Here is a 21,591-nt window from a genome sequence, read left to right as displayed (position 1 = left end):
CACCTGATCACGCTACTGACCCATGAAACTGCAACTCACCCCCAAGACACTGATGCTGACCGCTGCGGCGGTAGCGCTGGCACTGGCCGGCTATTACGGCTGGCAGGCCAGCCAGGACCAGGGCCCCGGCGAGGGCTTTGTCAGCGGCAATGGCCGTATCGAAGCCACCGAAATCAATGCCACCAGCAAGCTGGCCGGCCGCGTGGCCGAAGTGCTGGTCAACGAAGGTGATTTCGTCAAGGCCGGCCAGCCGCTGGTGCGCATGGACATCGCCGCCCTGAACGCCCAGCGCAACGAGGCCGAGGCCTACCACCAGCAGGCCGTGACCGGCGTCAGCAATGCCCGTGCCATGGTGTCATTGCGCAGCAGCGACGAGGCCGCCGCACAGGCTGCCGTGGTCAGCGCCGAAAGCCAGCTCGATGCCGCCCGCCGCAAGCTGCGCCGCACCGAGGTGCTGGCACGCGAAGGCGCCTCGTCGATGCAGGAGCTGGACGATGACCGCGCCCGCGTCAAGACTGCCCAAGCCCAGCTGAATGCCGCCAAGGCCCAGCATGTGGCGGCGCAGTCCGCCACGGCGGCCGCCCGGATTCAGATCGACAGCGCCAAATCGGCGGTCGATGCGGCCTCGGCCACGGTGCAGCGCGTCCATACCGAAGTCGAAGACAGCGTGCTGGTGGCCCCGCGCGATGCCCGCGTGCAGTACCGCATCGTGCAGCCAAACGAGGTGCTGGGAGCTGGCGCCCCGGCGCTCAACATGATTGACCTGGGCGATGTCTACATGACCTTCTTCATCCCGGAACAGGTGGCCGGTCGCGTGGCCATTGTGTCAGGAACTGAGATAACTCAATGGATTTTGGCTTGATAAATCCGGGAAGTTGTGGGATTTGCCGGGAAGGTGTGGGACGGGTCTGAAAATCTTTTGCAATTGCTGCAACAGTCAGGGCGCGCCGTTTTCGATGAATTTGAGGGCCATCTTGATGATGGCCTTTTCTGCATGCGGGGTCAGAGCCTGGCCGCCTGTGCTGGGGGTGATGGGTAGGTACGGGCGGGCCGGGATGGTGACTTTGCGGCCACGGCCAGCTTGACCGCCGAACTGGTGGATTTTGGCATATTTGGCCGATTTGCCGCTGCCGGCCCCCACCGATGCTGTTGAAGCAGTGCTGCCGCTCATGACGCTGCCTAACAGGCCGCGCCCACCGCTGCGGTTCAGGATCTGGCCGGGCCAGCTGGGCGGTTCCGGGTTTTTGCCCTTACGGCCCAGGGTGCGCTGGGCGATGGTGGATTCCGAGAGGCTCTGCCATTTGTCGCCGCCAGGCTGGCCCTGCTGGTAGAACGCCTGCTGGGTTTGGCTTTCGAGACTTTGGGCAACTGCGGCCATGAGCGCGGACGGACGTTGCAGCCGTTGCATGAGCTGATCCAGCTGGGCGTTGAGCTGGGAGGCGTCTATCTTGATCTCGAGCATGGGGTGATCCTACAATGGTTGGGCAGGTGTGACACGGTAATATTCTCCCGGCCGTAGCACGCTGTCAGCAATGACGTTAGTCGGAGCGCCATGTGGGGTTGCCTCATTTAGTTGAGGGCTGGGGGGCCCCACCACCTGCACCTTTCCCCAGTAAGCGGAGAATTTCTTTCCCTTTGGCCTTGTCGCTGGTATGCAGCCGGCGCACGCTGGTCAGGAACAGCGCCTGTCCTGTCTTGGTGGCTTTGACTACTGCCACCTGTCCGCCTTCCTCATACACATAGATCAGGTTGTGCGCACCTTCCTGAATGACTTTGCCCAGTGACATGGATTTCTGCACCAGCAGATATTCAGCATTGGTCAATTCCTTGTGCACCCGATCCTGCTTTGCCATGGTATCCGGTGACAGGTTGACGATACGGGAGCCTTCTTTTTGGCCGATGCGGTTGGCGTCTTTCTGGCTGGCGACAGCGATGGGGAAGTTGCCCTGCGGGTTTTCACGCCAGAGGGAAAAGGCCTGGCTTTTGGTCAGTACCGAGGCGGCAGGAATGCGAGCCGATTCGGGGAGGCGCTCCAGGCTGCGGGCCAGGTGTTCCAAGTGGCTGGCTGAAGTTCCGGGTGCAACGTCGAAACCGGCGTCGGGGTAGAACTCTCGGCCGTCTGCCGTGCGCCAGCCGCGCAGCTTGACCATGTCGCGTGCCGCATTCACAGGTACGTATTTTTCGATGCCGTCCCCGCCCTCGTTCAATGTGCCGGGGGGTACGTCATCGCCTGTGAGGGATTGCGTCATGCAACGGCAGCGAAAGCCGTTGGGCGGGTAGATGCTGGCCCAGATGGGATGATCCACCGGCCAGACCTGACCGTGCAAAGCGCGGTGTGCGGGGCGTGTGCGCCCGTCCATGACAGCGATGTAGCGCAGATAGGGAAATGCGCCCTTGACCGCCATTTGCCGTTCGCGCCGGCCAGCGCCGTAGCTGGTGGCCATGTTGGTGTCGTAGATCAGGCGCAGGCGAGCGGGGGAACCATACTTCACCGGATTGTGGGTGCCTGGGTACATCTTCAGGATTTCGCCGGTTTCCGGGTCAATCGCTTTGCCCCACCAGCCCTTTGCGCGCAACAGGGGTTCCAGATGATCCTGAAACTGGCTGACGCTCCAGCCTTCGTCGCGGGCGCGTTTCAGGGTGTCCTGGATATCGCCGAGGATGTTGAAGCCGGCGCTTTGGGCGGCGGTGAATGCGCGCTGTTGCTCGGCAGCGCTGACGGTTTCCCAGCCTTCGCTGGGTTGCTGACGTTTGCGGTCAAAGTATTCGACCACCTCCTTGGCCGGTTTGCCGAAAACCGCCTGCAGCTGCGGGTCAGGCATCGCCACGCCCCATCCAGTGGGCGGCAAAGCCGGCGCGGTGCAGGGCTTCACCCAACGCGGTCACGTCCAGGTGTTCCGTGGCAGCATCCAGCGCTGCCTGGGCGGCTTCCAGGCTATCTGCCTGTGCAATGGCTTGCAGCACGGGCGTGAGCATGGCTTGCAATTGGGCGTCGAGTTGCTCGGGCGGTAGGCGCTGGGCCGCGTGGTCGATGGCCTGCATGCCCTGCAGGTCGGGCTGTGGGCCGGGCAAGGCGTCGTCGATTTCCGGGGCGTTGCCGCTGAGTGCAGCCAGTGCCGCTTTGCGCGGAGCTGGCTGCGGCTGGTGTTGTGGTGTGGCGTCGGTAGGTTGCACGGTAGCCAGCACCGGGTCTTTGTCGCCAGCCTGGGGGATGCGCAGTTTCTCATGCGCCCAGTCGGGCGGGATGCGCATGCCGATATTCACCAGCTTGGGTAGCGCATTGGCGTACAGCTCGATATCGTCACCTTCGGCCAGCGCAAACTGGAAGCGCGGGCAGCGGCGCGGGTCGGCCCAGCCCTTGTTGATGGCCAGCAGCGGATAGACCAGTTGCTTGGTGATGGTGCCAGCCAGCTGTTTGGCATCAGAGTCGCGGATTTCCTTGCGCACATCATCTGCCAAATCGGCCAGGCCGCTGCCAATACCATTGCCGGTGCCTTTTTCGTTTCCGGGCAGGTTGCCGGTAATGGCTTTGGTCTGGGTATTCTCGGCCCAGCGAATCATCATTTCAAAGGGCTTTTCGCTGCCCTGGGCGGCTTGCTCAAATTCCAATGCCATGGATTGCGGGATGATGCCGGCAGCTGCGTGACCAATGCCGGCCACGGCTTTCCAGAGCGTGGACTTTTCTTGTGCGCTGGCATTGGTCGGATATTTGCCAATCCGAATAGGAATACCGCAAATATCCAGAAACTCGGCCAGATCACCTACCGAGTAATGCTTGAACAAATACGGCCATACCAGAATGCGACCCAAGCCACTGCGCGCCAGATAGCCGGATTTGGCCCGGTGGCTGTGCAGCATCCAGCCGAAGGGTTTGAGTGCCTGGCCATCTTGCGAGTGGTCACGCAAGCGCAGCTGGGTTCGGGTGGCCTGGTCCAACGTAAACCAGGACTGGGGACGATGGTGCAGCTGGTTGGGAATCCATTCACGTCCCACCATGGACCATTCAATCTCCAGAGCCGAAAAGCCGTGGCTGATGGCGTCCAGCGCATCAAACAGGATGTCCTCAAAGTCAGCCATGTCCTGCAGCACTTCGGTAGCCCAGGCTGCTGCGGCTTCCTCCTCCCGGCTGGCGTTGCGCGGTGCGGCGATTTCCCAGTCCAGGCTGATGAGGGAGCGTTTGCGCTTGGCCAACTCGCTGAACAGGTGGCCGTCGCGCTCCTCCATGTCTTCGAACAGTTCATGCTGGGCAATCAGGTCGCCTTCTTCGGCCGCATTCAGGATCTGGTTCAGGCGCGCCGGCGTGATGCCCTTGGCGGGGTGGTCGGCTACCTGACGCTGCAGGTGGATCAGGCTGGAGGTTTGCGGCTCGTGCAGCACGTCTTGCTTGAAAGGCGCGCCAGTGTGGTCGAGGATGGCCATGGGGGCTCCTGTCAGTAGTCGGAGCGACGTTCAAATGCGTCGTCGTCCATGATGTCGGGGTTGTCAGCGCCATGGCCTCGCTTGGGCACCAGGCGGAATTCGATCAGGCCGCCGCCCTGGCTGGTGGCGTACCAGGCCATGCACAGCGCCACGGCGGCGTCACCGTGACGCTGGCCGCCATCGCTGCCGGTGGTACGGCCTTCGGGGATGCGCGGGATGCCCTTGACCATGGTGATCAGGCGCAGGTCTGCCAGCAGGTCGGAATCCCTGGGGATTTCTGCCAGGGTGCCGTCTTCAAATGCGGCTTTGAGGCGCGGCATGTGCTCCAGGTACCACTGCTGGGTCAGCATGACCTGGGTGACGCTGGCGCTGCCATAGCGCTGCATGGCCACCTCGGCCAGGTACTGGCCGTTGCCGCGTGCGTCGAGTGCCAGGTGGTTGAAGCGCGGCAGGTGGTCGCACAGCCAGAACAGGATCTGCTCCTGCTGCTTGAAAGGGACGTTGCGCAGCTCGATGACGAACGGGGCGCGGCGCTGCAGGCCCTGGTCTTCCAGCAGCGGGATGATGACGGACAAGTCACCGGTACGGCCAAAGTCCTGGCCGACGCTGGCGCGGGCGCGCTTGGGCAAGGCGTCGACCAATGGCTTCAGGAAGCTGTCGATCCAGCCTTGTGTGTCGGCTTCGCGCACGTGGTCGGACTGGTGCACAAAATCGTCGGTGCAGGCGTAGCGAATGACTGTGGAGTCGTCCACCATGCGGCTTTCGATCAGGGCGCGGGAAAGGTAGGCGCCACCGCTGCTGCTGGGTACACAATCCAGTTCCTCGGCATCGTTGGGCCGGTAGGTGGCGCGGATGTCCTCTTCCCAGGCGATTTCACCAGCTGATGACCATGTTTTCTTGGTCGCCAGGCAAATGCGCTGGTACAGGCCCTGTGCCAGCGCTTCCTTGAAAGTGATGCGGTGCAGGCTGTAATGCTTGTGACCTTCGCGCACATCCTGCACCAGCTCGTTGAACGGGTTGTCCACGCCCCAGTGCGTGCTGATGATGGAGACCTGCCCGCCCCAGATCAGCAAGGCAAACGCGGCCTTCAGCAGCTCCTTCAGATCCGGGTGGAAGGCGGCTTCATCGATCACCACGCGGCCCTGCTTGCCGCGCAGGTTGCGCGGGCTGCTGGACAGTGCGGTCACGCGGTGGCCGCTGGCGAACTTGATCTGGAACGCCAGGATGTCCTGGCCTTCATCATCCACCACCACTTCCTGCATGGTTTCGGCGGCGATCTGGTAGTGGCCGCACCACCAGGCGCAGTCGCGAATGAACTCGCGCGCCATGTCCTGGCTGTAGCCCAGGTACCAGGTGTCTTGCCCACCGGCGCGAGATGCCTCCAAGGCGGACAGCGCCGCCTCGGCCCAGCTCAAGCCGACGCGGCGGGATTTTTCGCACAACTTGACCTGGCTGCGGTCTGCCACCCAGGCTTGCTGGTACGGCAGCAGCACAGCGGCCGCAGTGGCCGCTGTATGGGTCAGAGGATGCGGGGCAACGGTCACGACGCAATCCCCAGAATCTTGGCCCGGATGGCCTCTGCGGCTTCGTCGGTGAGGCCGGCGCTCTTGACGGTGCTGGCGACTTCCTCGGCAGCAGCCCTGGCTTTCTCGCGCACCTCGCGGGCGTACTTTTTGGCGTCTGTGCTGGAGCGTGCCAGGTCGGCAATGCTGCGGGTGATTTTGGCAATGTCCACTTCTGCCGGGTCGATCTCCAGATCCAGCATCAGCGAGAACAGCTTTTCCTGCGTGATGCGGATCAGTGCCTGGTTCATGGCGTCATCGTCATCGGGGCTGGCCTGTACCACGGCGCGCGCCTGCTCGGTAGCCAGCTTGAGGGCGTTGAGGCGCTCTTCAAACTCCTGGCCGTAGCGGTGCAGGCTACTTTTGCTGATGTCGAAACCGCGTTGCTTCAACTCGGCTTCCAGTGTCTCGTAGCCGGTGAAGTTGCCTTCCACCAGTGCGTCGTCCAGCCACTGCTTGACGGCGGCTGGCAGAGAGTGAACCTTGCTCTTTGGCGGCATGGCGCTTACCAGTACTTCTGCGGCCGGGCAATGCCGGGCTCACAGTCGATGGTGTACTCGACCAGGTCAATGCCATGGCGCCTGAGCTTGGCGAACCAGAGCGGCTGCGAGCCCTTGCCGGTGATCTCCAGCAGGTCGCGGCCTTCCAGGTATTCCAGGGCAATGCGCAGCTCGCGGATGGTGATGTCAGGCAGCACGGCCGTGATGGCGGAGTGCATCACGGACTCGCTGGCTCCTACCGGGCGTGCCGAGTTCAGGGTTTGCAGCAGCAGCCAGCGGATGTTCTCGCGCCGGGCTTTCTCCAGGTCAATGGTCGGAGGGTTCACGATTTCTCCAGGATGCGTTCAATGCGGCCGCCGATGGCATCCAGCTTGGCATTGAGCACGGTTTCAAAGCGAATGGCGTCTTCGCGGCGCTGGTATTCGAGGGGGAGCCGCGCCTTGTGGTCCGCCAGCTCTTTTTCGATGCTGGATACGCGCAGGCTGACGGCGTCTTGCCGCTTGTCGAGCTGGGCCAGCAGCAGCTTGCCGAAACCGACCAGGGAACCGATGAAGGTGAGCAGCAGGCCCACCAGGTGCCAGAAGTCCACGGTGAGCGTCATGCCAGCCTCGCTGCGGCTTCCAGTGCGGTCTGGCATTCGATGCAGGTCTGCACACCGGGTACGGCCTGCTGGCGGGCTAGCGGGATGGCTGCGCCGCACTCCACGCAATCGGTGGCACTGGTCTGGCCGGGCGTACCGGCACTGCGGCGGCGTTGCTGGTAGAGGGCTTCCTGCAGGAGCTCCGCTTCACGCGCCGAAGCGCGATCTGCAATATCACCCAGCTCGCTCATTTCGGGGGCGTCCCTGTCAGCACGCCCGGCTGGGCGATCAGGCGCAACACCACGATGGCGGCCCCGAAGGCGCCGGTAATCCAGGGCCAGTATTCGGGCGGCAAGGCGAACTCGAACAGCGGCAGCACTTCGGCTTGCAGCACGGACAGCAGGGTCAGCAGCGCAGCGGCTTGCACGCTCGTCAAACGCCAGGCGTTGTTCCAGCCTTCGATCAAATGCATCAGATGGTCTCCATGAGGTTGGCGGCAATACGACGCGCCCAGCCACGGCCAAAGCTGGGCCAGGTGCTGAGGTCGGTCATGAACTTGAGGCGCACGGCGCTGTAGCGCGCCACCAGTGCGGCAGGATTGAGGCTTGCCACAGCAGCCAGCGTGATGGGGCCGATGCGACCGTCTTGTGCTGTGCCCACAGCCGCTTGCAGCCAGCGGGCAGCATTGCCACGGCCGGAGTTGACGGCGGCGTCGAAGACGTGGAAGCGGATCGGTTCGGGCAGACGCTCGGTCTGCAGCGCGTCCCAGTAGTCACGGCGGTAAATCGCCTGGGCACCGGCCAGGGTCAAGGACTTGATGTTGACGCTCGGATAGCTGCGCTTGCTGATGCCGAACTTGGTTTCGCCGCCAGGGTCTTTGGGGTGGTTGATATAGCCGCCTTCGTGGCCGATGAGTTTTTCGAAGGCGGCTTCAAACGTATGGAGGGGGGCTTTGGTGCTCATGCCGCCATGGTGGCGGGCATGGTCTAAAGCAGCGATTAAAACGTTTTAATCTTCGCCGGCATCGTCAGTGCCAAACAGCGGTCGCTGCTGCTTGGCGCGCAGGCGCAGCATGCCGCGCTTGATGATGTTGCGAATCTGCATTTCGGTCAGGTTGTACTCGCGGGCCAGCTCATACAGGTTGCGGCCGTTGAATTTGTCGAAAATCTCACGGTCGCGCTTGCTCAAATCGTGCAGGTGGCCCTTGGGCAGGTACATGGCAGCGCCACCCAGCTCGGTGCGGATGGTCTCTGTGATCATGTAGGCCCCTTGCTTGGCGTTCTCCTCGGGGAAGCCCATCTGGAACAGGTTGCGCGCAATGACCTGCCCGATGTCGTTGAGCAGCTCCGGGTACTCCGGCGGGAAATTGACGATGATGCGGGGGTTATGCGATGCCATGGCCTGCCTCCTGTGCGTTGCTGATGTGGTTCAACCCGGCCTTGAGGGCCTGGTACATGCCGTTGAAGGCGTCGAAACGGTGATCGTTCGCTTCGGTGCGCCGCAGTTCCCTGTGGGCAGATTGCAGCTCTTCGGACAGCTCGGGCGGCAGCGCGGCATGGTGCGGAGCGAGCTGGCCGCGCATGGCATCCACCTTGGCCGGCAGTGCGCGCATGGCCCAGTCTTTCAGGCCTTCGATCAGCTTGTACAGCTTGCCGTCGGCCCACTGCAGGGCATCCACCTTGAGCACGCGCTTGCAGTAGTTGCCCAGGGCGCGTTCGCTGGCATCGCGCACCAGGCCCAGCTCATGCAGCAGCAGCCACAGGGCGCGTACCTTGCGCGCTTCGGCGCTGCCGGCGCTGACCGGGCGGCTGTGGCGGGCACCGGGCTTTTGCTTGTGGCTGGGCGACCAGCCGCAGCGTTTGTAGTGCGCCAGTACCTGGCTGCGCTCGTGCCAGCCCAGTTCGCCGGCGCTGCTGGTGCGGCCCTTGCTGACGCGCAGGATCACGGCTTCGTAATCGGCATCGCTCATCTGCAGGTCTTTCTTGCCGATGTGGATCTTGGCCAGGTCTGTCTTGCGGGTGGGGTCTGTGGTGTTCATGGGGGACATCTCGGGTTCGCTTGTTGAAAAGGCCGGAGCCCAGCCTCTTGAAAAAGCCCCGGCAGCAAGCCGCCGGGGAAAAGCGGCAGTTGCCGCTTGGAGACAATCAGTTCAGGGCATCCTTCAGGCCCTTGCCGGCAGAAAAACGGACACCAGTGCTGGCCTCAATCGGGATGGTTTCGCCAGTGCGGGGATTACGGCCAACGCGGGCGCTACGCTGCACCGGCTCGAAAGAGCCGAAGCCGACGATGGTGAACTTCTTGCCGGCACGCAGGCTGCTGGTGATCGTGCCGAGCACGGCTTCCAGGGCGCGGTCTGCTGCAGCGGCGCTGATGCTGCCGTTGCCGGCTGTGGTGATGGCGTCAATCAGTTGGGACTTGCTCATGGGGATCTCCTTCGGGGTGGGTTAAATGTCGGTGGGGCCGATCTGGATACGGCTATCAGCCACAGCAGTGGCCGCGTTGGCGGCGGCAATCAACATGCCGGCCTGGTAGCGCAGGTTGGCGGCGCTTTCGGGCTGCTGTTGCGCATCAAGCCGGTTGGCGCAATGCAAATCGCGTGCGGCACTTTGCAAGGCCCAATCGGCCAAACTGCGGGGCTGGTTTGTGCGGGCGGCGTTCATGGAAACAGCTCCTCTGGATTGTTCGAAAACACCACGCCTTTCTTGGCATACCGTGCATTGCGTTTCATGCACCAGTCCACCCATTGGGAAAACGCATCTATCGCTTCAGTGCCGCTGGATGCTTCGGGCACGCCAGGAACCAAATACCTGCCTGCGCTATCGCCTTTTCCGCGGCGTGCCAGCACCCCGACGACGGCTTCCAGCTCTGCACGCGGCCCTTTGGCGAACACAATGCATCCGCTCCCGTCTTCGGCGAGTTCAGGAGGCAGTTCGCCGAGCTCAATCAAGCCACTTGCCCAAGACCAGGCGAACCATGGAGAAAGGTCGTAATAGCTGCGGCACCCGCAGCGAGGACAAACCATCTCCATACAGCCGCCGTATTTCTTGGAATAGCGTCCCGCCAAGTCGGAGTAGTTGCACTTGTGCTTGCAGCGTGTGCATTCGATCGGATGGTCTTTCATGCGCCCTCCGTCTCCACCTCAAACGGCGTGATCACAAAGTCCTCCACGCCGCTGACCACCTTGATGCCGGGCACGCCAGCCACGACGTCGGGCTCGTTCAGGATGGCTTCCTTGTTGATCTCTTCCTTGGTGCGGACGAAGCGGCCCAGGGTCATGCGCTTGAGCAGGTCGATCACGCTGTCCACGCCGGTGACGCGCACGCTGGGCGGGCGGATGCGCCAGGCGACTTCGCCGGTGATGAGGTTGGCGGTTTTGCCTTTGCCGCACAGCTGTTCGCGGTTGGCTTCGCACCAGGTCTGCACGCCGGCCTGCAGCGTGTTGATGCGCTGGTGCAGCGCGTCCAGGTGCGGGGCTTCGGCCTCGGTGATCTTGGCGATGGCGTCGTTCAGCACGGTGCTGCGGCGGGCATGTTCGCGCTGCAGGTCGCCAATTTGCTTGATGGCGTTCTGCGCTTCTTCGCGGCTGGTGCAGGCGTAGACCTGCGCGGATTTGCGGATACGGGTGGCCATGGTTCAGGCTCCTTTCTTGAGTTGGCGGATCTTGGCTTTGATGTGCTCGGGCATGGGGGTGGCCCGGGCACTGTCCTGGTCGAGCTTGACCAGGGCGGGGTCACGCTGCTGCAGCGCATTGGCGGCCACGGCAGCGATATCGGTGGCTGCGTCGCTGCGGTACTCGCGGCTGCGCAGGCTGTGTTCGTGCTGTTTTTCGGCGGCGGCTTCGGCCTTGTCGGCCAGCTGCATGGCGACCTCGAACAGGTAGGCGTTGCCAGACAGCGGCAGTTGCAGCGCGCCGCTTTCGGCCTGGCGGAACACGGCGGCAAAGGCGGCATCCCAGCCGTCGCGGCCCAGCTGCCATTCGCGGCCCTTGCGGGTGAACGAACCGGTGACGGCCGGCACCAGCTCGGCCAGCACGGTACGGGCCTTGGTCATGCTCAGGCGGTGCTTGGCCGGCTTGTGCAGACGCAGGTAGCGCGCCACGTGGCCGCCCAGCACAAAGCTGCGCGTTATGACCTCGTAGATCAGGCGGCGGGCTTCGTCGTCCTGGATCATGCGGTGGAGCATGGCGTCCAGGCTTTCTTCTGCGCCGCACACGGGGCAGGTGTTGACCAGCTGGGCGGACGTCACTGCAGGCCCTCCGGGGTGCATTGCACGGTGGCGGCTTGCAGCATGTTCTGCGCGTGCTTGGCCTGGGCATCCAGCCAGATTTCCGGCCACCACCAGGCCAGGTACAGGGCCAGCAGCACAGCTGCCACCACGATGGCGCGGAACACGAGGCGCAACAGCTTGCGCGTCCAGACGCTGGCGCGACCGGGCTGGCTGCGGCTGTGCTCGATGGCATCGGGGGCAAACGGGTAGCTGGTGCCACCACAGCTTGCGCAGCCATTGCCCTGACAGATGCCCAGCTCCTCGCAGCGGGTGTTGGGCTTCAGGCTCTGGTCGAGCTCGGCCATGCAGCCATGGCAGGAGCCATTGCGGAAGCTGCGGCAGCCAAAAATGAGGCAAGCGATTTTCATGGGGTGGCTCCTCAGTGAACGGTGACCGGGCGTGCGCCCACGGTGTCGGCTTGCGGATAGGCATCCATGGCGGCCAGGATGGCTTCGCAGCTGCCTGTGGCCAGGGTGGTGAACTGGTAGCGGATGCCCAGGCAAAACACGGTGACGATGAAGCTGCGCATGGCTCACACCTCCTTGATGATTTCGGCAGTTACCAATGGCGCGCCGATGCTGGCGGCCAGGTTGATGGCGGCGGTGGTGACGTTGGCTACCGCCAGCGGGTACAGCAGGCTGTGCAGCTCGCGCTGGTTGGGGCGGGTGCCGCGCTTGGCGATGGAGAGCTTTTCTCGCAGCGCATCAACGGCACCGGCATCCATGACCTGGTCCAGCTGCAGGCCCACGCGCTTGAACTTGAATGCCAGGTAGTCGGCCAGGTGGTTGTCCAGGGCGGGCAGCTCGACGATCTCGATGCGCTGCACTACCTCACGCACCTCGGCGTTCTGCTCGCTCAGCTTCATGCGCAGCTCGGTCTGGCCGATCAGGATGATGGACAGCAGCTTCTTGAAGCCGTCCTCCAGCTCGAAGAAGCGCTTCAGGTGCTTGAGCGTGGCGGTGGGCATGCCGTGCGCCTCCTCGATCACCAGCACATGGCGATTACCGCTGCGGTAGCTTTCGCGCAGCAGATGGTGCAGCTGGCGGAAGCGTGCCTCGGCACTGCGGCGGGGCTTTTCCAAGGGTGCCACGCTGGCAATCACCGCTTCGGCAATGGCAGCGGCTTTCAGGGTGCGGCCGCGCTCGTCGTTCTCTTCCATGCCCAGCACGTAGGGCTCGCAGACGATCATGCTGGCCGACTCGCGGCGGATGCGGTCGATCAGGTCACGGCGCAGCGTGGACTTGCCCGCGCCGGATTCGCCCACCACGGCCAGCATGCCGCCATGGCGCGCTGTGGCCCACATGGATTCGCGCACGTAGCGCACGTCCGGACTGGTGAACACGTCGGCGGCGTCTTGCACGTCGTCGGTGAAGGGGTCACGCGTCAGGCCAAAGGCCTTGCGTGCCTCCTGGGTGAAAGCTTGCTTGCGTAGTAACATCGCGGCATCTCCTTTGCTTTTTTGGGTTGAGGGGGTACGCCCTGCACGTGCTTTGGACGGTGTGTGCGGGGCGTTTTTGTTTTCCAGGGCGCGCATGGCGCGGTCGATGTCGGCAGCGGCCATGCCGTGCTCGATCAGCAGCTGGCGCAGGGCCTGCTGGTAGCTGGCCGCGTCGACCTTGGGCCACTGGCCCAGGGCAACGGCCTTGCTGAAGGTGCCCACCGACAGGCCGACGGCGCGGGCTGCGGCAGCCTGCTTGAAGCCGGCCTTGTCGATCAGGCGTTGCATGGCGGTCTTGCTCATTGGCCCACCACCTTCAGGAACGGGCGCACGTGGTGTGTGCCGGTGGCCTGATCAGCCAGGTCGTCACCGCGCAGGCGGGCGGCAATGGCGTCGATGTGCTCCACCGGCACTTTGTCATCCGCGTACTGCTTACGCAGCCAGGCGTTTTCTTCAGGCAGCAAGTTGCGACCCAACATGCCGCGCAGCCGCAAGGACGCGGTCACCACATTCATGGGGGCCAGCTCCGGCGTGGTGCGGGCAGCCGCAATGGCCGGGGTGTCCACCTCCTGCGCCTGGCGCTGCAGCCGGGTGGGCAGCTCTTCCTTGCCCAGGTGGCTGTGCGCCACCACACCCTTGCCATCGTTGAGATGGGCAAACGGCCTGGTATTGGCGCGGCGTTTGGCCTCTGCATCTTCCAGGCTGGTGCCGTCGCCATAGGCGGCCTGCACCAGCTGTTTGGCCGTGGCCACGCTGGCGTCATGCGGCATGGCGCTGCGTTCGCCAAACACGGTGGCACTCATCGGGCGGCCAGCCTGGTCGTAATCCACCTCCGGCATGACTTCCACCAGCAGCGGTTCGCGGCCCAGGCGTTCAATGCTCACGCGCACGGCACCGCCCTTGAGCAGCAGCGGCGTAACGGTCACCTCCTGCCCCTTGTAGAGCTGATCGGCCCAGGCGCGCAGGTCGTACTGGCCGGGACGCTCCAGCTCCGGGTGCGCAAAACTGATGCGCAGGTTGTTGACCTTGCGCGTAGCGTCCTTGCCGGCCAGGAACCACAGGCACACGCTGCGCTCGGGCAGCGCCACCAGCTGCTCGGCGCGGATGCCGTGCCACAGGTCGTCACGCACAAAGTCGCCGCCGGGGCGGTGCACGCGGGCATCGACATGCGCAATGGCGTTGGCGTTGTAGTCGCGCACCCAGGCCTCGGCGGCGGCGTTGAGCGCCTCCACCGACTCCACCGGTTCAAAGCGCAGGCGGCTTTCAAACTGGGTTTCGACGATGTTATTGGCTACCTCCACACCGCCCTTGGCCCAGGCGTGGCCGGCGGCGTGGGTTTCATGCTGCACGCCCAGGGCATCCAGCAGACGCTGAATGCCGTGGCTGGTGTTGGCACTGCCCTTGTCCCACAGCAGCAGGCGCGGCAGGCCGTGGCTCAGGCGCGTGGCGTGCCGGCCCCAGGTGTGCATCAGGAAGTCGAACAGCACGGCCTGGTTTTCACCGGCGGCTTCGAAGTAGCGGATGTCGATGGCACCGCTGAAGTGGTCCACACGCACATAGCGCCAGACCTTCAGCTTGATGCGGGCCACGGCATCCAGCTTGTTCTTATAGAACTCGTCGTCGCGCATGACGCGCTGCTTGCCGCCCATGTAGTACACCAGGCACAGCGAGGGGTCGATCTGGTGCACATGGTTGGGGTGCTCGCTGCGCATTTGCTGGGTGTTGCGGGCATCGCGCAACTGGCCGGGCTGCATGCCATGCTGGCGCAGCAGCGTTTGCAGGCGGCTACCGGATACGTTGATGTCCAGGCCATTGGCGGCGGCAATGCTCATGGCCACGGGCGTGCCCATGGTGGCTTTGCCATTGGCGCGGATGCTCTCCTGCTTGGCGGCGGCCACGAACTGGAGCACATCGGGGGCCAGGCGGGTGGTGCCGGCATCGGCACGCGGCTTGCGACCGCTGGAGTAGCCCACTTCGTCGGTCAGCCACTTGTACACGGTGGCGCAGCTTTTGCCCACGCTGGCGGCGAACTCCTCCACCAGGGCGCGCTGGCCGCCGTGCGGCGCTGCCTGCAGGCGTGTTTTGAGGTCAAGAAGGGATTGCAGCATTTCGGGTGTCTTTCGGTTGCGTGCTTGCGTTCTGGGGCGCATGTGCGACCTCCTTACTTGCTGCCTTCCCGGTGGTCATCGGCCACGGCTTGCAGGGTGTTGTCGAACACCTGAGCTTCCTTCTCCAGCTTGCCGCCAGCGATGGCAAAGATGTCCTGCATCTCGTCGGCCAGGGCGATCCAGGCGCGGCCCAGCACCTCTTCTTCGGCAGGCGACTCGGCCTGCACCTGCATGGCGTCCTGGCGGATCACTGCCAAGGCATCCACGGCGTTGAGGAGCTCGCGCTTGGCCTGCTGCGCCTGGGCGATCAGGCCCTTGAAGGCTTCGGGCCAGTCGGTGTAGGCCACGACTTTGCGTGCGTTGAGCTTGCGATCGAGCTCGTTGATCTTGCTGTCCTTGCGGGCAACTTGCGCTTCGGCGGACTCAGCCGCTTCCTCGGCTTTTTCGGCGCGCGCGGTGAGGCTTTCGATTTCCTTCTGGTCGGCGGCGGCCAGTTCGCGCAGTGCGCGTTGCAAGTCTTCCTTGGTGGCGCCTTCTTCCAGGGCTTCCTTGATCAGCTCCTGCTTGGGTGCTGGGAGTGCCTTGATGGTGTTGTAGTCCACCTGGCGCAGGCCGATGCGTTCGGCCTGTTCGAAGGCTTCCTGGCCGATCGCGTTGCGGTTCGAGGACAGTTCGCGCAACCGGCGATAGGACTTACCAAACTTGACCTCACAAAACTCTTCGAGACTGGAAAAATGGCGACCGTCGCCACTTTGCGGATTGTGCAGATGACGCCAAGCCTTTGATTTCTTTATGTTCTCGAAGACGGCCAGCATCGAAGAAGTGGCGATCGTCGCCACAAAGTCCATGGCTTCCAGCCGACCAATGTCAATACCGGCAGCAAACACCTCATCAGCCTGGGCAGGAGTAATGGCGCTGTCTTGGGCCGTAACAAGGCGAGCCTCGAAGGTGGGCGAAATTTCCGCAGCAGGAGCTGGTGCGGGCCGGTCCAATTCGTTGTTCGACATGAGAGGTATCTCCTTAATTAAAAATTTCGTTCAGCGCGCGCCCATCTGCGTGGGACATGCTTCGGCGACGGTCTTCCAGTTGGGCCTGGACACGGTCGAAGTCAGCCGCCACGCGGAACGTGAGGCGGGTGAATTGCGCAGTGGGGTAAAAGCGGCCGGTGTCCTCGCTCTTGCGTGCCCATCCCTTGCTGATGAGCAGCTTGGTGATACGGCTGATGTCGGCGGGTGTGGTTTGCGCGGCGTGGGCCAGGTCGGCATTGGTGGCACCGGTGGCGGCGTAACCGCACAGCACTTCCAATACGTCCAGGGTGCGGGTGGGCAGGTTACGGGTGGCGCTCATGCACTTGTTGATAATCTGGTCAGTCATTTTCAAAAGGAGAAACAGATGAATGAGGAAAAACTCAGGCAGGAAATCGCTGCTTTGCGTGCGGAGATCGATGAAGTTGACAACTGGGCTAGCGGTCTGCTGATGGCGTTGGTTGAGGTACTTCCGGCACTGTTGCGTGGGCACCCCCAGGCGGGGCAGGTTGCGGATCTGCTTCAGGCAGATGCGGAACGTTTTGAAGAACTTCGCAAGCAGAGTCGGAAAAGGCGAGATGGTGAAACTGCCGCGCTGTACGAACCTCGTAAGATGCTGTATCACCTACTGGCGATCCAGGGCGTATGGCCAAATGTGACTGCGCAGCAGGCAGCGCAGAATTCAATCCGGCGCACAAACGATTGGCATCAACCAAGGTAAGTAGCTGCTTCCCATTGCTGCGGGTTGCCTCTTGCAGCAATGCTTGTTGAATAAAGCTGGTGGTCATGGCGCGGCCTCTTACTTCAAGCCCAGGGCCACGGCGATTTCGTGGCCCTGGCCCCATTTGGCCTTGCACTGGCCACCCAGTACCTGATAGACCTTGTTGCGCGGATAGCCGCGTTGGCGCGCCCAGTCGGTGATGGTGATGCCGCGCTTGACGAAGTCAGCGCGAATCTGCTGCGGAGTTCGAGTTACGTGCTTCATAATGTGTTGCGTAGATGTTGAGAACTAGAAAAAAGGGGAAAGCATGGACGTGGCGCCGTTACTGGCCAGCCTCACGGGTGCGGTTGAACTGAGCAAATTGCTGGTGGGCGAGAGAGACCGCCAGAAAGCGATGGCCATCCAGATCGATCTCTCGCAAAAACTCCTGGAGGCTCAAGCCCAGGTTGCGCAATTGCTGGGCACCGTCATCGAGCAGCAGGGGCGTATCGGCGCCCTTGAGAAGCGCATTCGCGACATGGAGACTCGAGAGGCTGAAAAACAGGAGCATGAGCTTGCCAAATTCACTTTCAGCGGGGAGTTCTTTGCTTATCGATTGCGCAGCCTGGCCGAAGCGGGTCAGGGCTGCGGCAAGGATGGCCCACTCTTCTGCCAGCCGTGCTTCGAGCGTGGTGAGAAGATCGTGCTGGCTGTCGCTGACGGTGGGTACGCCTGGTGCCCCAGCTGCAAGCATGGGGGGCAGGTTCGCCCCGTTGCCGAGGGCGGCACAGGGTTTCCGCCCTTCGAGAAAAACAGATGGTGAGGAAGATGCAGCGGCAGACATGTCCGGGTCTCCTTGTGTGTTGATGTTTGTTGATGTTGGTGTAATTATGAGGAACAATTGTTCCTCTGTCAATAGTTGAGCGGAACAAATGGGATTTTCTGAACGCCTTGTCGAAGAGCGAAATAGGCTCGGTTTGCAGCAGAACGAGTTCGCTGATCGCGTACCTGTGACTCCACGGTCTCAACGAAATTACGAAAAGGGGGAGCGGGAACCGGATGCGAGCTACCTGATGGCAATCGCAGTCATAGGTGTAGACGTTCTGTATGTGTTGACGGGCCAGCGTAGCCAGCCCGTGGAAAGCCGCCTCAGCAAGCAGCAGCAACGGTTACTGAAGGACTACGAGGACGCTGGAGACGAAGGCCGCTTGCTCATTGAGGGTACGGCCCGCATGGCCGCCAAGACAGGCAAAGCCACCGTCTCCAAGCCTTCTTCCAGCGTTGCAACTCAAAATTTCCACGGCCCCGTCAGCGGAGGGGTTGCTGGCCGCGACATCGTGAACAAGGGCAAGAAATGACTGGGCCGAACCAGGAGTTCCATGCAGCGGTCAGTGGTGGAGTCGCTGCCAGAGATGTTCACAACGAGGCACCACGTACCAGCATCCATATTGGTGCCATCCATGGGGGGCAGAACGTCATTGGCCACACGGGGGACATCTACCTTCACCCCGGGCAACACCTGTGGCACCTCAGTACCGCAGATTTGATGCGTGAGCTTGTGCGCTGCCAGGAAAAGCTGCGTCAGTTCCGCAAGGGGTTGTTCTTCAACGTCCCTTTTCTCTGGCTCGCCGCGTGGCTGGTCTGCACGGTGTGGCTTGTGGGATCAGGACTTTGGCTGAAGTACTTGGGCTCGGTCTGGATGTTCGCCTGGGTGCTCAGCGCAGTGGCTATTCCATTGCCCTGGCTGCTGCGCATTCGCCAAGGCAGGGGCAAGATGATCGCTCACTATGTGCGGCGTATCGAGATCATTGACACGATCCTGCAGGACAGGAAATAACAGGGAGAAATGACGATGGACGAGACCGAAAAAGTGAAGATCAATCAGACCCTGGCGCTGTATGGCGACGCACTGCAGAACGCACACGGCCAGTTGCTCGGGCTGCAGTGCGCCGTGGCTGCGCTGGTGCAGACGCACCCGGACGGCGCCGCTTTCGCTGCAGCTTTTCGGCGAGCCTGGCAGCAGTCTGGGCAGCAAAACGCAAACGACGAACACGCTCCTCAAACTCTTGGCGGTATTGAGCGAGTGCTGTCGATGCTGGAAGAGAGTCTTCCTGTGCCGTTGGATGTGCGTCCGCCGGATGTGGCGCGTTCGCCGAGGGGGTGAGGTTGGGTGGTGTGTTCATGCGGTGATCGTGGCATGGCATGGTGGCCCGAACAATTAAAAGGCTTGGGGGAAATGGGAGGAGAAAATGAAGCGTCACATTATTGCCAGCCTGCTGCTGGCCGGCAGCGGCATGGCACAGGCGGCAGATACTTTTATTGCCGTATCGCCGGCCACGTTCAGCCGCAGCTTCAATACCTGGGCAGCGTTTCTGGGCGAAGGAATGCGGTTGCCCGCGTGGGCGGCGACGAACGGTGTCAAGCGCGCTGTGGTGGCCAAGGGCATTACGGTGCACGCGCAGGGCAGCGTAGGTGGCCAGGGCATGGCTGAGGTGAAGGTGGTATGCCAAAACGATGCCAAGTGCGCCGAGGCCATGGTGGTGGCCGCGCATGCAGTCGACCCGGAAGTTTCCGTCAACTCCTTGCACAACTATATGCAGGGGCGCACAACGGGCCGGTTGGATGATGAATCTGCAATCACCCAGAACGGAATCACCTACTACATGGATCTCAACCGGAAAGCGCGTCGCATGGAGCTGTGGATTTTGCCTGAGGAAGATAGCGGCGAAGGGGACGGCTCGTTTGGGCGGGTGCGGTAATTGAAGGCGCTGGGGCGCTGATTTGATGCAGGCATACCCAACCATGCCGCCTGTCCCCTCAGCACCCCCAGAAAACGTTTCCAGCGGCCTCTGTGCCGCTGTTTGCATTGGGCGTGACCACGCCACGCAGTTGCAGCCCACCCGCTGCAATGAGTAAAGCCTTTTAATCGCCCGCTCAGCACCCGCCCGGCACAGTGGCGGGCATATGAGCAAGACCGCCACCCATCCCCGTTCCGCGTCCCTGCAAGCCGCTTGCAGCATGGCGCTGGACATTGCCGCCGGCCATGATGCCCCCACGCGCATCAAGCTGCTGCCTGCCGGCAGCTTCAGTGCGCACGATGGCCGCCCGGCTGGCCTGGAAGATGTCACCTGCGCAGCCTGGGTGCTGACCGATGCCGTGGGCACCGCCCTGGTGCAGGCCGCCCGCCAGCGCCAGCGTGAATTCGTCATCGACTACGAGCACAGCACCCTCAAATCCAAGGACAGCGGCCAACCCGCCCCGGCCGCTGGCTGGTTCAGCGCCCTGGAATACGTACCCGATGACGGCCTGTACGCCACCGACGTGCGCTGGACCGACAAGGCCGCTGCCATGCTGCGCGCCGGCGAGTACCGCTATCGCAGCCCGGTTTTCAGCTTCAACAAGCACACCGGCCTGGTGGACGGCTTTCACAGCCTGGCGCTGACCAATGACCCCGGCCTGGACGTGCTGCCCGCGCTGGCGCAGCTATCGGCCGCCGGCGGTCTGCTGCTGGCCGACCCCATTTCTACCACTACTCCACAGGAGCCCCACCACATGGACAAACTCGCCATTCTGGCGGCGCTGGGCCTGCCCGCGTCCACCACCGATGACACCGCGCTGACCGCGCTGGCTGCACTGCGCGGCCAGGTGGCGGCCAAGGACCAGGAAATTGCCGCCCTGCAGGCCAAGCAGTTTGACCCCGCCCGGCACATCCCGCTGGCCGAGCACCAGAAGGTGGCAGACCAGCTGGCACAGCTGAGCACCCAGGCAGATAAGGCCGAGCACGACAAGCTGATGGCGGCTGCGCTGACCGGCCGCACCATCCTGCCGGCCAATGAAGCCTACTGGCGCGAACAGCCGCTGGCGGCGCTGCAAGCCTTCCTGAAGGATGCCAAGCCCTTGCTGGACATGGGCATGCAAACCGCTGGCAAACCGCCCGCTTGCGACTCCGGCACCGTCGCCCTGAGCGCCGACGAAAAAGCCGTCTGCGATCTGCTGGGCATCACTGCCGCCGACTTCCTGAAATCCAAGGCCGCCTGAGCCGCCGCACCTGAAAGGACATCCCCATGGCCATGATCACCAACGCGCTGCTGACCGCACTGCGCACCGCCTTCCGCGCCGAGTTCCAGAAGGCGCTGACCGAGACCCCGACGGATTACGACAAGATCGCCACCACGGTGCCCAGCACCACGGCGGGCAACACCTACGGCTGGCTGGGCCAGTTCCCCGCCCTGCGCGAGTGGGTGGGTGACCGTGTGGTCAAGGACATGGCGGCGCACGGCTACGCGATCACCAACAAGCTGTTCGAGAGCACAGTGGGCGTCAAGCGCACCGACATCGAGGACGACAACGTGGGCGTGTACAAGCCGCTGTTCAGCGAAATGGGCCGTGCTTCCAAGGCGCACCCGGATGAGCTGGTGTTTTCGCTGCTGAAAGCCGGTGGCAGCACGCTGTGCTTTGATGGCCAGTACTTCTTCGACACCGACCACCCGGTGTACGCCAATGTGGACGGCACCGGTGCCGTGACCACGGTGAGCAACGCCACCGCTGGCACCGGCCCGGCCTGGTACCTGCTGGACTGCAGCCGCGCCATCAAGCCCGTCATCTTCCAGCAGCGCATCGCGCCGCAGTTCACCGAGATGACCGACGACAAGGACGAAACGGTGTTCATGAGGGACGAATACCGCTATGGCGTGCGCGCACGCGGCAACGTGGGCTTCGGCTTCTGGCAGATGGCGCACCAGTCCAAGGCGGAGCTGACTGCCGAGAACTTCAACGCGGCCTATACCGCCATGACCAGCCAGAAGGCTGACGGTGGCCGCCCGCTGGGTATTCGGCCCACGCTGCTGGTGGTGCCGCCCAGTCTGCGCCAGCAGGCCCTGAATATCACCAAGGCCGAGCTGATCGGCAACGGCGTGACCAACACCAACGCCGGCCTGGTGGATACGCTGGTTACCCCCTGGGTGCTGTAAAGGATCGGCCATGGTTACCAGAA

Annotated in this window: 33 protein-coding genes; 8 read left to right on the top strand and 25 right to left on the bottom strand. The window is 63.1% G+C overall.

Features of this window, described 5'->3' with window-relative positions:
- The first annotated feature begins 22 nt into the window (after positions 1-22).
- Positions 23-862 (top strand): HlyD family secretion protein, encoded by an 840-nt coding sequence (locus C513_RS13100; protein ID WP_083927384.1) that lies wholly within the window; start codon positions 23-25, stop codon positions 860-862.
- 75 nt (positions 863-937) lie between these two features.
- On the opposite strand, the gene C513_RS13715 is transcribed toward C513_RS13100, so the two are convergent.
- The 23 genes from C513_RS13715 to C513_RS14295 form a co-directional block, all read right to left on the bottom strand.
- The gene (locus C513_RS13715; RefSeq protein WP_018715631.1) at positions 938-1,462 is read right to left on the bottom strand and encodes a phage virion morphogenesis protein; all 525 of its coding nucleotides are present in this window, start codon (positions 1,460-1,462) and stop codon (positions 938-940) included.
- Positions 1,463-1,565: 103 nt separating this feature from the next.
- The gene (locus C513_RS13710) at positions 1,566-2,822 is read right to left on the bottom strand and encodes a phage head morphogenesis protein (RefSeq protein WP_018715630.1); all 1,257 of its coding nucleotides are present in this window, start codon (positions 2,820-2,822) and stop codon (positions 1,566-1,568) included.
- A complete protein-coding gene (locus C513_RS0108510; protein ID WP_018715629.1) occupies positions 2,815-4,419 on the bottom strand; it encodes a DUF935 domain-containing protein in 1,605 nt (534 codons plus the stop codon). The genes C513_RS13710 and C513_RS0108510 overlap by 8 nt, the downstream gene beginning before the upstream one ends.
- 11 nt (positions 4,420-4,430) lie before the next feature.
- Positions 4,431-5,963 (bottom strand): terminase large subunit domain-containing protein, encoded by a 1,533-nt coding sequence (locus C513_RS0108505; protein ID WP_018715628.1) that lies wholly within the window; start codon positions 5,961-5,963, stop codon positions 4,431-4,433.
- The gene (locus tag C513_RS0108500; protein WP_018715627.1) at positions 5,960-6,481 is read right to left on the bottom strand and encodes a DUF3486 family protein; all 522 of its coding nucleotides are present in this window, start codon (positions 6,479-6,481) and stop codon (positions 5,960-5,962) included. Before C513_RS0108500 ends, C513_RS0108505 begins: the two co-directional genes overlap by 4 nt.
- 5 nt (positions 6,482-6,486) lie before the next feature.
- On the bottom strand, positions 6,487-6,807 hold the full coding sequence (locus C513_RS0108495) for a hypothetical protein (protein WP_018715626.1): 321 nt from the start codon (positions 6,805-6,807) through the stop codon (positions 6,487-6,489).
- A complete protein-coding gene (locus tag C513_RS0108490; RefSeq protein WP_018715625.1) occupies positions 6,804-7,082 on the bottom strand; it encodes a hypothetical protein in 279 nt (92 codons plus the stop codon). The genes C513_RS0108495 and C513_RS0108490 overlap by 4 nt, the downstream gene beginning before the upstream one ends.
- Positions 7,079-7,312, bottom strand: coding sequence for a TraR/DksA C4-type zinc finger protein (locus C513_RS0108485; protein ID WP_018715624.1), 234 nt, complete (start codon positions 7,310-7,312; stop codon positions 7,079-7,081). The genes C513_RS0108490 and C513_RS0108485 overlap by 4 nt, the downstream gene beginning before the upstream one ends.
- Positions 7,309-7,533 carry a DUF7940 domain-containing protein gene (locus C513_RS13080; RefSeq protein WP_018715623.1) on the bottom strand — a complete coding sequence of 75 codons (225 nt, stop codon included), beginning with the start codon at positions 7,531-7,533 and terminating at the stop codon, positions 7,309-7,311. Before C513_RS13080 ends, C513_RS0108485 begins: the two co-directional genes overlap by 4 nt.
- Positions 7,533-8,024: a glycoside hydrolase family 108 protein gene (locus tag C513_RS0108475; RefSeq protein ID WP_018715622.1), complete on the bottom strand. Its 492-nt coding sequence runs from the start codon at positions 8,022-8,024 to the stop codon at positions 7,533-7,535. Before C513_RS0108475 ends, C513_RS13080 begins: the two co-directional genes overlap by 1 nt.
- A gap of 45 nt (positions 8,025-8,069) precedes the next feature.
- A complete protein-coding gene (locus C513_RS0108470) occupies positions 8,070-8,459 on the bottom strand; it encodes a Mor transcription activator family protein (protein WP_018715621.1) in 390 nt (129 codons plus the stop codon).
- On the bottom strand, positions 8,446-9,099 hold the full coding sequence (locus C513_RS13075; RefSeq protein WP_018715620.1) for a regulatory protein GemA: 654 nt from the start codon (positions 9,097-9,099) through the stop codon (positions 8,446-8,448). Before C513_RS13075 ends, C513_RS0108470 begins: the two co-directional genes overlap by 14 nt.
- 106 nt (positions 9,100-9,205) lie before the next feature.
- On the bottom strand, positions 9,206-9,484 hold the full coding sequence (locus C513_RS0108460; RefSeq protein ID WP_018715619.1) for an HU family DNA-binding protein: 279 nt from the start codon (positions 9,482-9,484) through the stop codon (positions 9,206-9,208).
- 21 nt (positions 9,485-9,505) lie between these two features.
- Positions 9,506-9,721 carry a hypothetical protein gene (locus tag C513_RS0108455; protein ID WP_018715618.1) on the bottom strand — a complete coding sequence of 72 codons (216 nt, stop codon included), beginning with the start codon at positions 9,719-9,721 and terminating at the stop codon, positions 9,506-9,508.
- Complete coding sequence (locus C513_RS13915) at positions 9,718-10,182, bottom strand: hypothetical protein (RefSeq protein WP_076342726.1); 465 nt, start codon at positions 10,180-10,182, stop codon at positions 9,718-9,720. Before C513_RS13915 ends, C513_RS0108455 begins: the two co-directional genes overlap by 4 nt.
- The gene (locus C513_RS0108450) at positions 10,179-10,691 is read right to left on the bottom strand and encodes a host-nuclease inhibitor Gam family protein (RefSeq protein WP_018715617.1); all 513 of its coding nucleotides are present in this window, start codon (positions 10,689-10,691) and stop codon (positions 10,179-10,181) included. The genes C513_RS13915 and C513_RS0108450 overlap by 4 nt, the downstream gene beginning before the upstream one ends.
- 3 nt (positions 10,692-10,694) lie before the next feature.
- A complete protein-coding gene (locus tag C513_RS13705) occupies positions 10,695-11,306 on the bottom strand; it encodes a hypothetical protein (protein WP_018715616.1) in 612 nt (203 codons plus the stop codon).
- Complete coding sequence (locus C513_RS0108440) at positions 11,303-11,695, bottom strand: hypothetical protein (RefSeq protein WP_018715615.1); 393 nt, start codon at positions 11,693-11,695, stop codon at positions 11,303-11,305. Before C513_RS0108440 ends, C513_RS13705 begins: the two co-directional genes overlap by 4 nt.
- An 11-nt stretch (positions 11,696-11,706) precedes the next feature.
- Positions 11,707-11,856: a hypothetical protein gene (locus C513_RS14300; RefSeq protein ID WP_018715614.1), complete on the bottom strand. Its 150-nt coding sequence runs from the start codon at positions 11,854-11,856 to the stop codon at positions 11,707-11,709.
- A 3-nt stretch (positions 11,857-11,859) separates the two neighbouring features.
- On the bottom strand, positions 11,860-13,068 hold the full coding sequence (locus C513_RS0108430) for an AAA family ATPase (RefSeq protein ID WP_018715613.1): 1,209 nt from the start codon (positions 13,066-13,068) through the stop codon (positions 11,860-11,862).
- Positions 13,065-14,873 carry a DDE-type integrase/transposase/recombinase gene (locus C513_RS13065; protein ID WP_018715612.1) on the bottom strand — a complete coding sequence of 603 codons (1,809 nt, stop codon included), beginning with the start codon at positions 14,871-14,873 and terminating at the stop codon, positions 13,065-13,067. Before C513_RS13065 ends, C513_RS0108430 begins: the two co-directional genes overlap by 4 nt.
- Positions 14,874-14,926: 53 nt before the next feature.
- Positions 14,927-15,880 carry a hypothetical protein gene (locus C513_RS0108420; protein ID WP_156816080.1) on the bottom strand — a complete coding sequence of 318 codons (954 nt, stop codon included), beginning with the start codon at positions 15,878-15,880 and terminating at the stop codon, positions 14,927-14,929.
- A 13-nt stretch (positions 15,881-15,893) separates the two neighbouring features.
- On the bottom strand, positions 15,894-16,247 hold the full coding sequence (locus tag C513_RS14295; protein ID WP_156816079.1) for an IclR family transcriptional regulator: 354 nt from the start codon (positions 16,245-16,247) through the stop codon (positions 15,894-15,896).
- Between the two features lie 18 nt (positions 16,248-16,265).
- On the opposite strand from C513_RS14295, the gene C513_RS14290 reads away from it, so the two are divergent.
- Positions 16,266-16,619, top strand: a complete 354-nt coding sequence (locus C513_RS14290) for a hypothetical protein (RefSeq protein WP_156816078.1) — start codon at positions 16,266-16,268, stop codon at positions 16,617-16,619.
- A 78-nt stretch (positions 16,620-16,697) separates the two neighbouring features.
- Here the strand turns inward: C513_RS14290 and C513_RS0108410 are convergent, their stop codons facing one another.
- Positions 16,698-16,883, bottom strand: coding sequence for a DNA-binding protein (locus tag C513_RS0108410; protein ID WP_018715609.1), 186 nt, complete (start codon positions 16,881-16,883; stop codon positions 16,698-16,700).
- A 58-nt stretch (positions 16,884-16,941) separates the two neighbouring features.
- Complete coding sequence (locus C513_RS14285; protein ID WP_156816077.1) at positions 16,942-17,442, bottom strand: hypothetical protein; 501 nt, start codon at positions 17,440-17,442, stop codon at positions 16,942-16,944.
- 88 nt (positions 17,443-17,530) lie between these two features.
- Here C513_RS14285 and C513_RS13700 point away from each other — a divergent pair, with 88 nt between their 5' ends.
- The 6 genes from C513_RS13700 to C513_RS0108375 all read left to right on the top strand — a co-directional run bounded on the left by C513_RS13700 (position 17,531) and on the right by C513_RS0108375 (position 21,568).
- Positions 17,531-17,956, top strand: a complete 426-nt coding sequence (locus C513_RS13700; RefSeq protein ID WP_018715607.1) for a helix-turn-helix domain-containing protein — start codon at positions 17,531-17,533, stop codon at positions 17,954-17,956.
- The gene (locus C513_RS0108395; protein WP_018715606.1) at positions 17,953-18,435 is read left to right on the top strand and encodes a hypothetical protein; all 483 of its coding nucleotides are present in this window, start codon (positions 17,953-17,955) and stop codon (positions 18,433-18,435) included. Before C513_RS13700 ends, C513_RS0108395 begins: the two co-directional genes overlap by 4 nt.
- Before the next feature lie 15 nt (positions 18,436-18,450).
- A complete protein-coding gene (locus tag C513_RS0108390; RefSeq protein WP_156816076.1) occupies positions 18,451-18,762 on the top strand; it encodes a hypothetical protein in 312 nt (103 codons plus the stop codon).
- 85 nt (positions 18,763-18,847) lie between these two features.
- Positions 18,848-19,357, top strand: a complete 510-nt coding sequence (locus C513_RS0108385; RefSeq protein WP_018715604.1) for a hypothetical protein — start codon at positions 18,848-18,850, stop codon at positions 19,355-19,357.
- A 205-nt stretch (positions 19,358-19,562) separates the two neighbouring features.
- Positions 19,563-20,636, top strand: coding sequence for a phage protease (locus tag C513_RS0108380; protein WP_018715603.1), 1,074 nt, complete (start codon positions 19,563-19,565; stop codon positions 20,634-20,636).
- A gap of 26 nt (positions 20,637-20,662) precedes the next feature.
- Positions 20,663-21,568: a Mu-like prophage major head subunit gpT family protein gene (locus C513_RS0108375; RefSeq protein ID WP_018715602.1), complete on the top strand. Its 906-nt coding sequence runs from the start codon at positions 20,663-20,665 to the stop codon at positions 21,566-21,568.
- The last annotated feature ends 23 nt before the right edge of the window (positions 21,569-21,591 follow it).

The organism is Allobrachymonas chironomi DSM 19884, assembly GCF_000374625.1.
Classification (GTDB): domain Bacteria; phylum Pseudomonadota; class Gammaproteobacteria; order Burkholderiales; family Burkholderiaceae_C; genus Brachymonas; species Brachymonas chironomi.
This window is presented reverse-complemented; position numbering and strand designations above follow the sequence as displayed.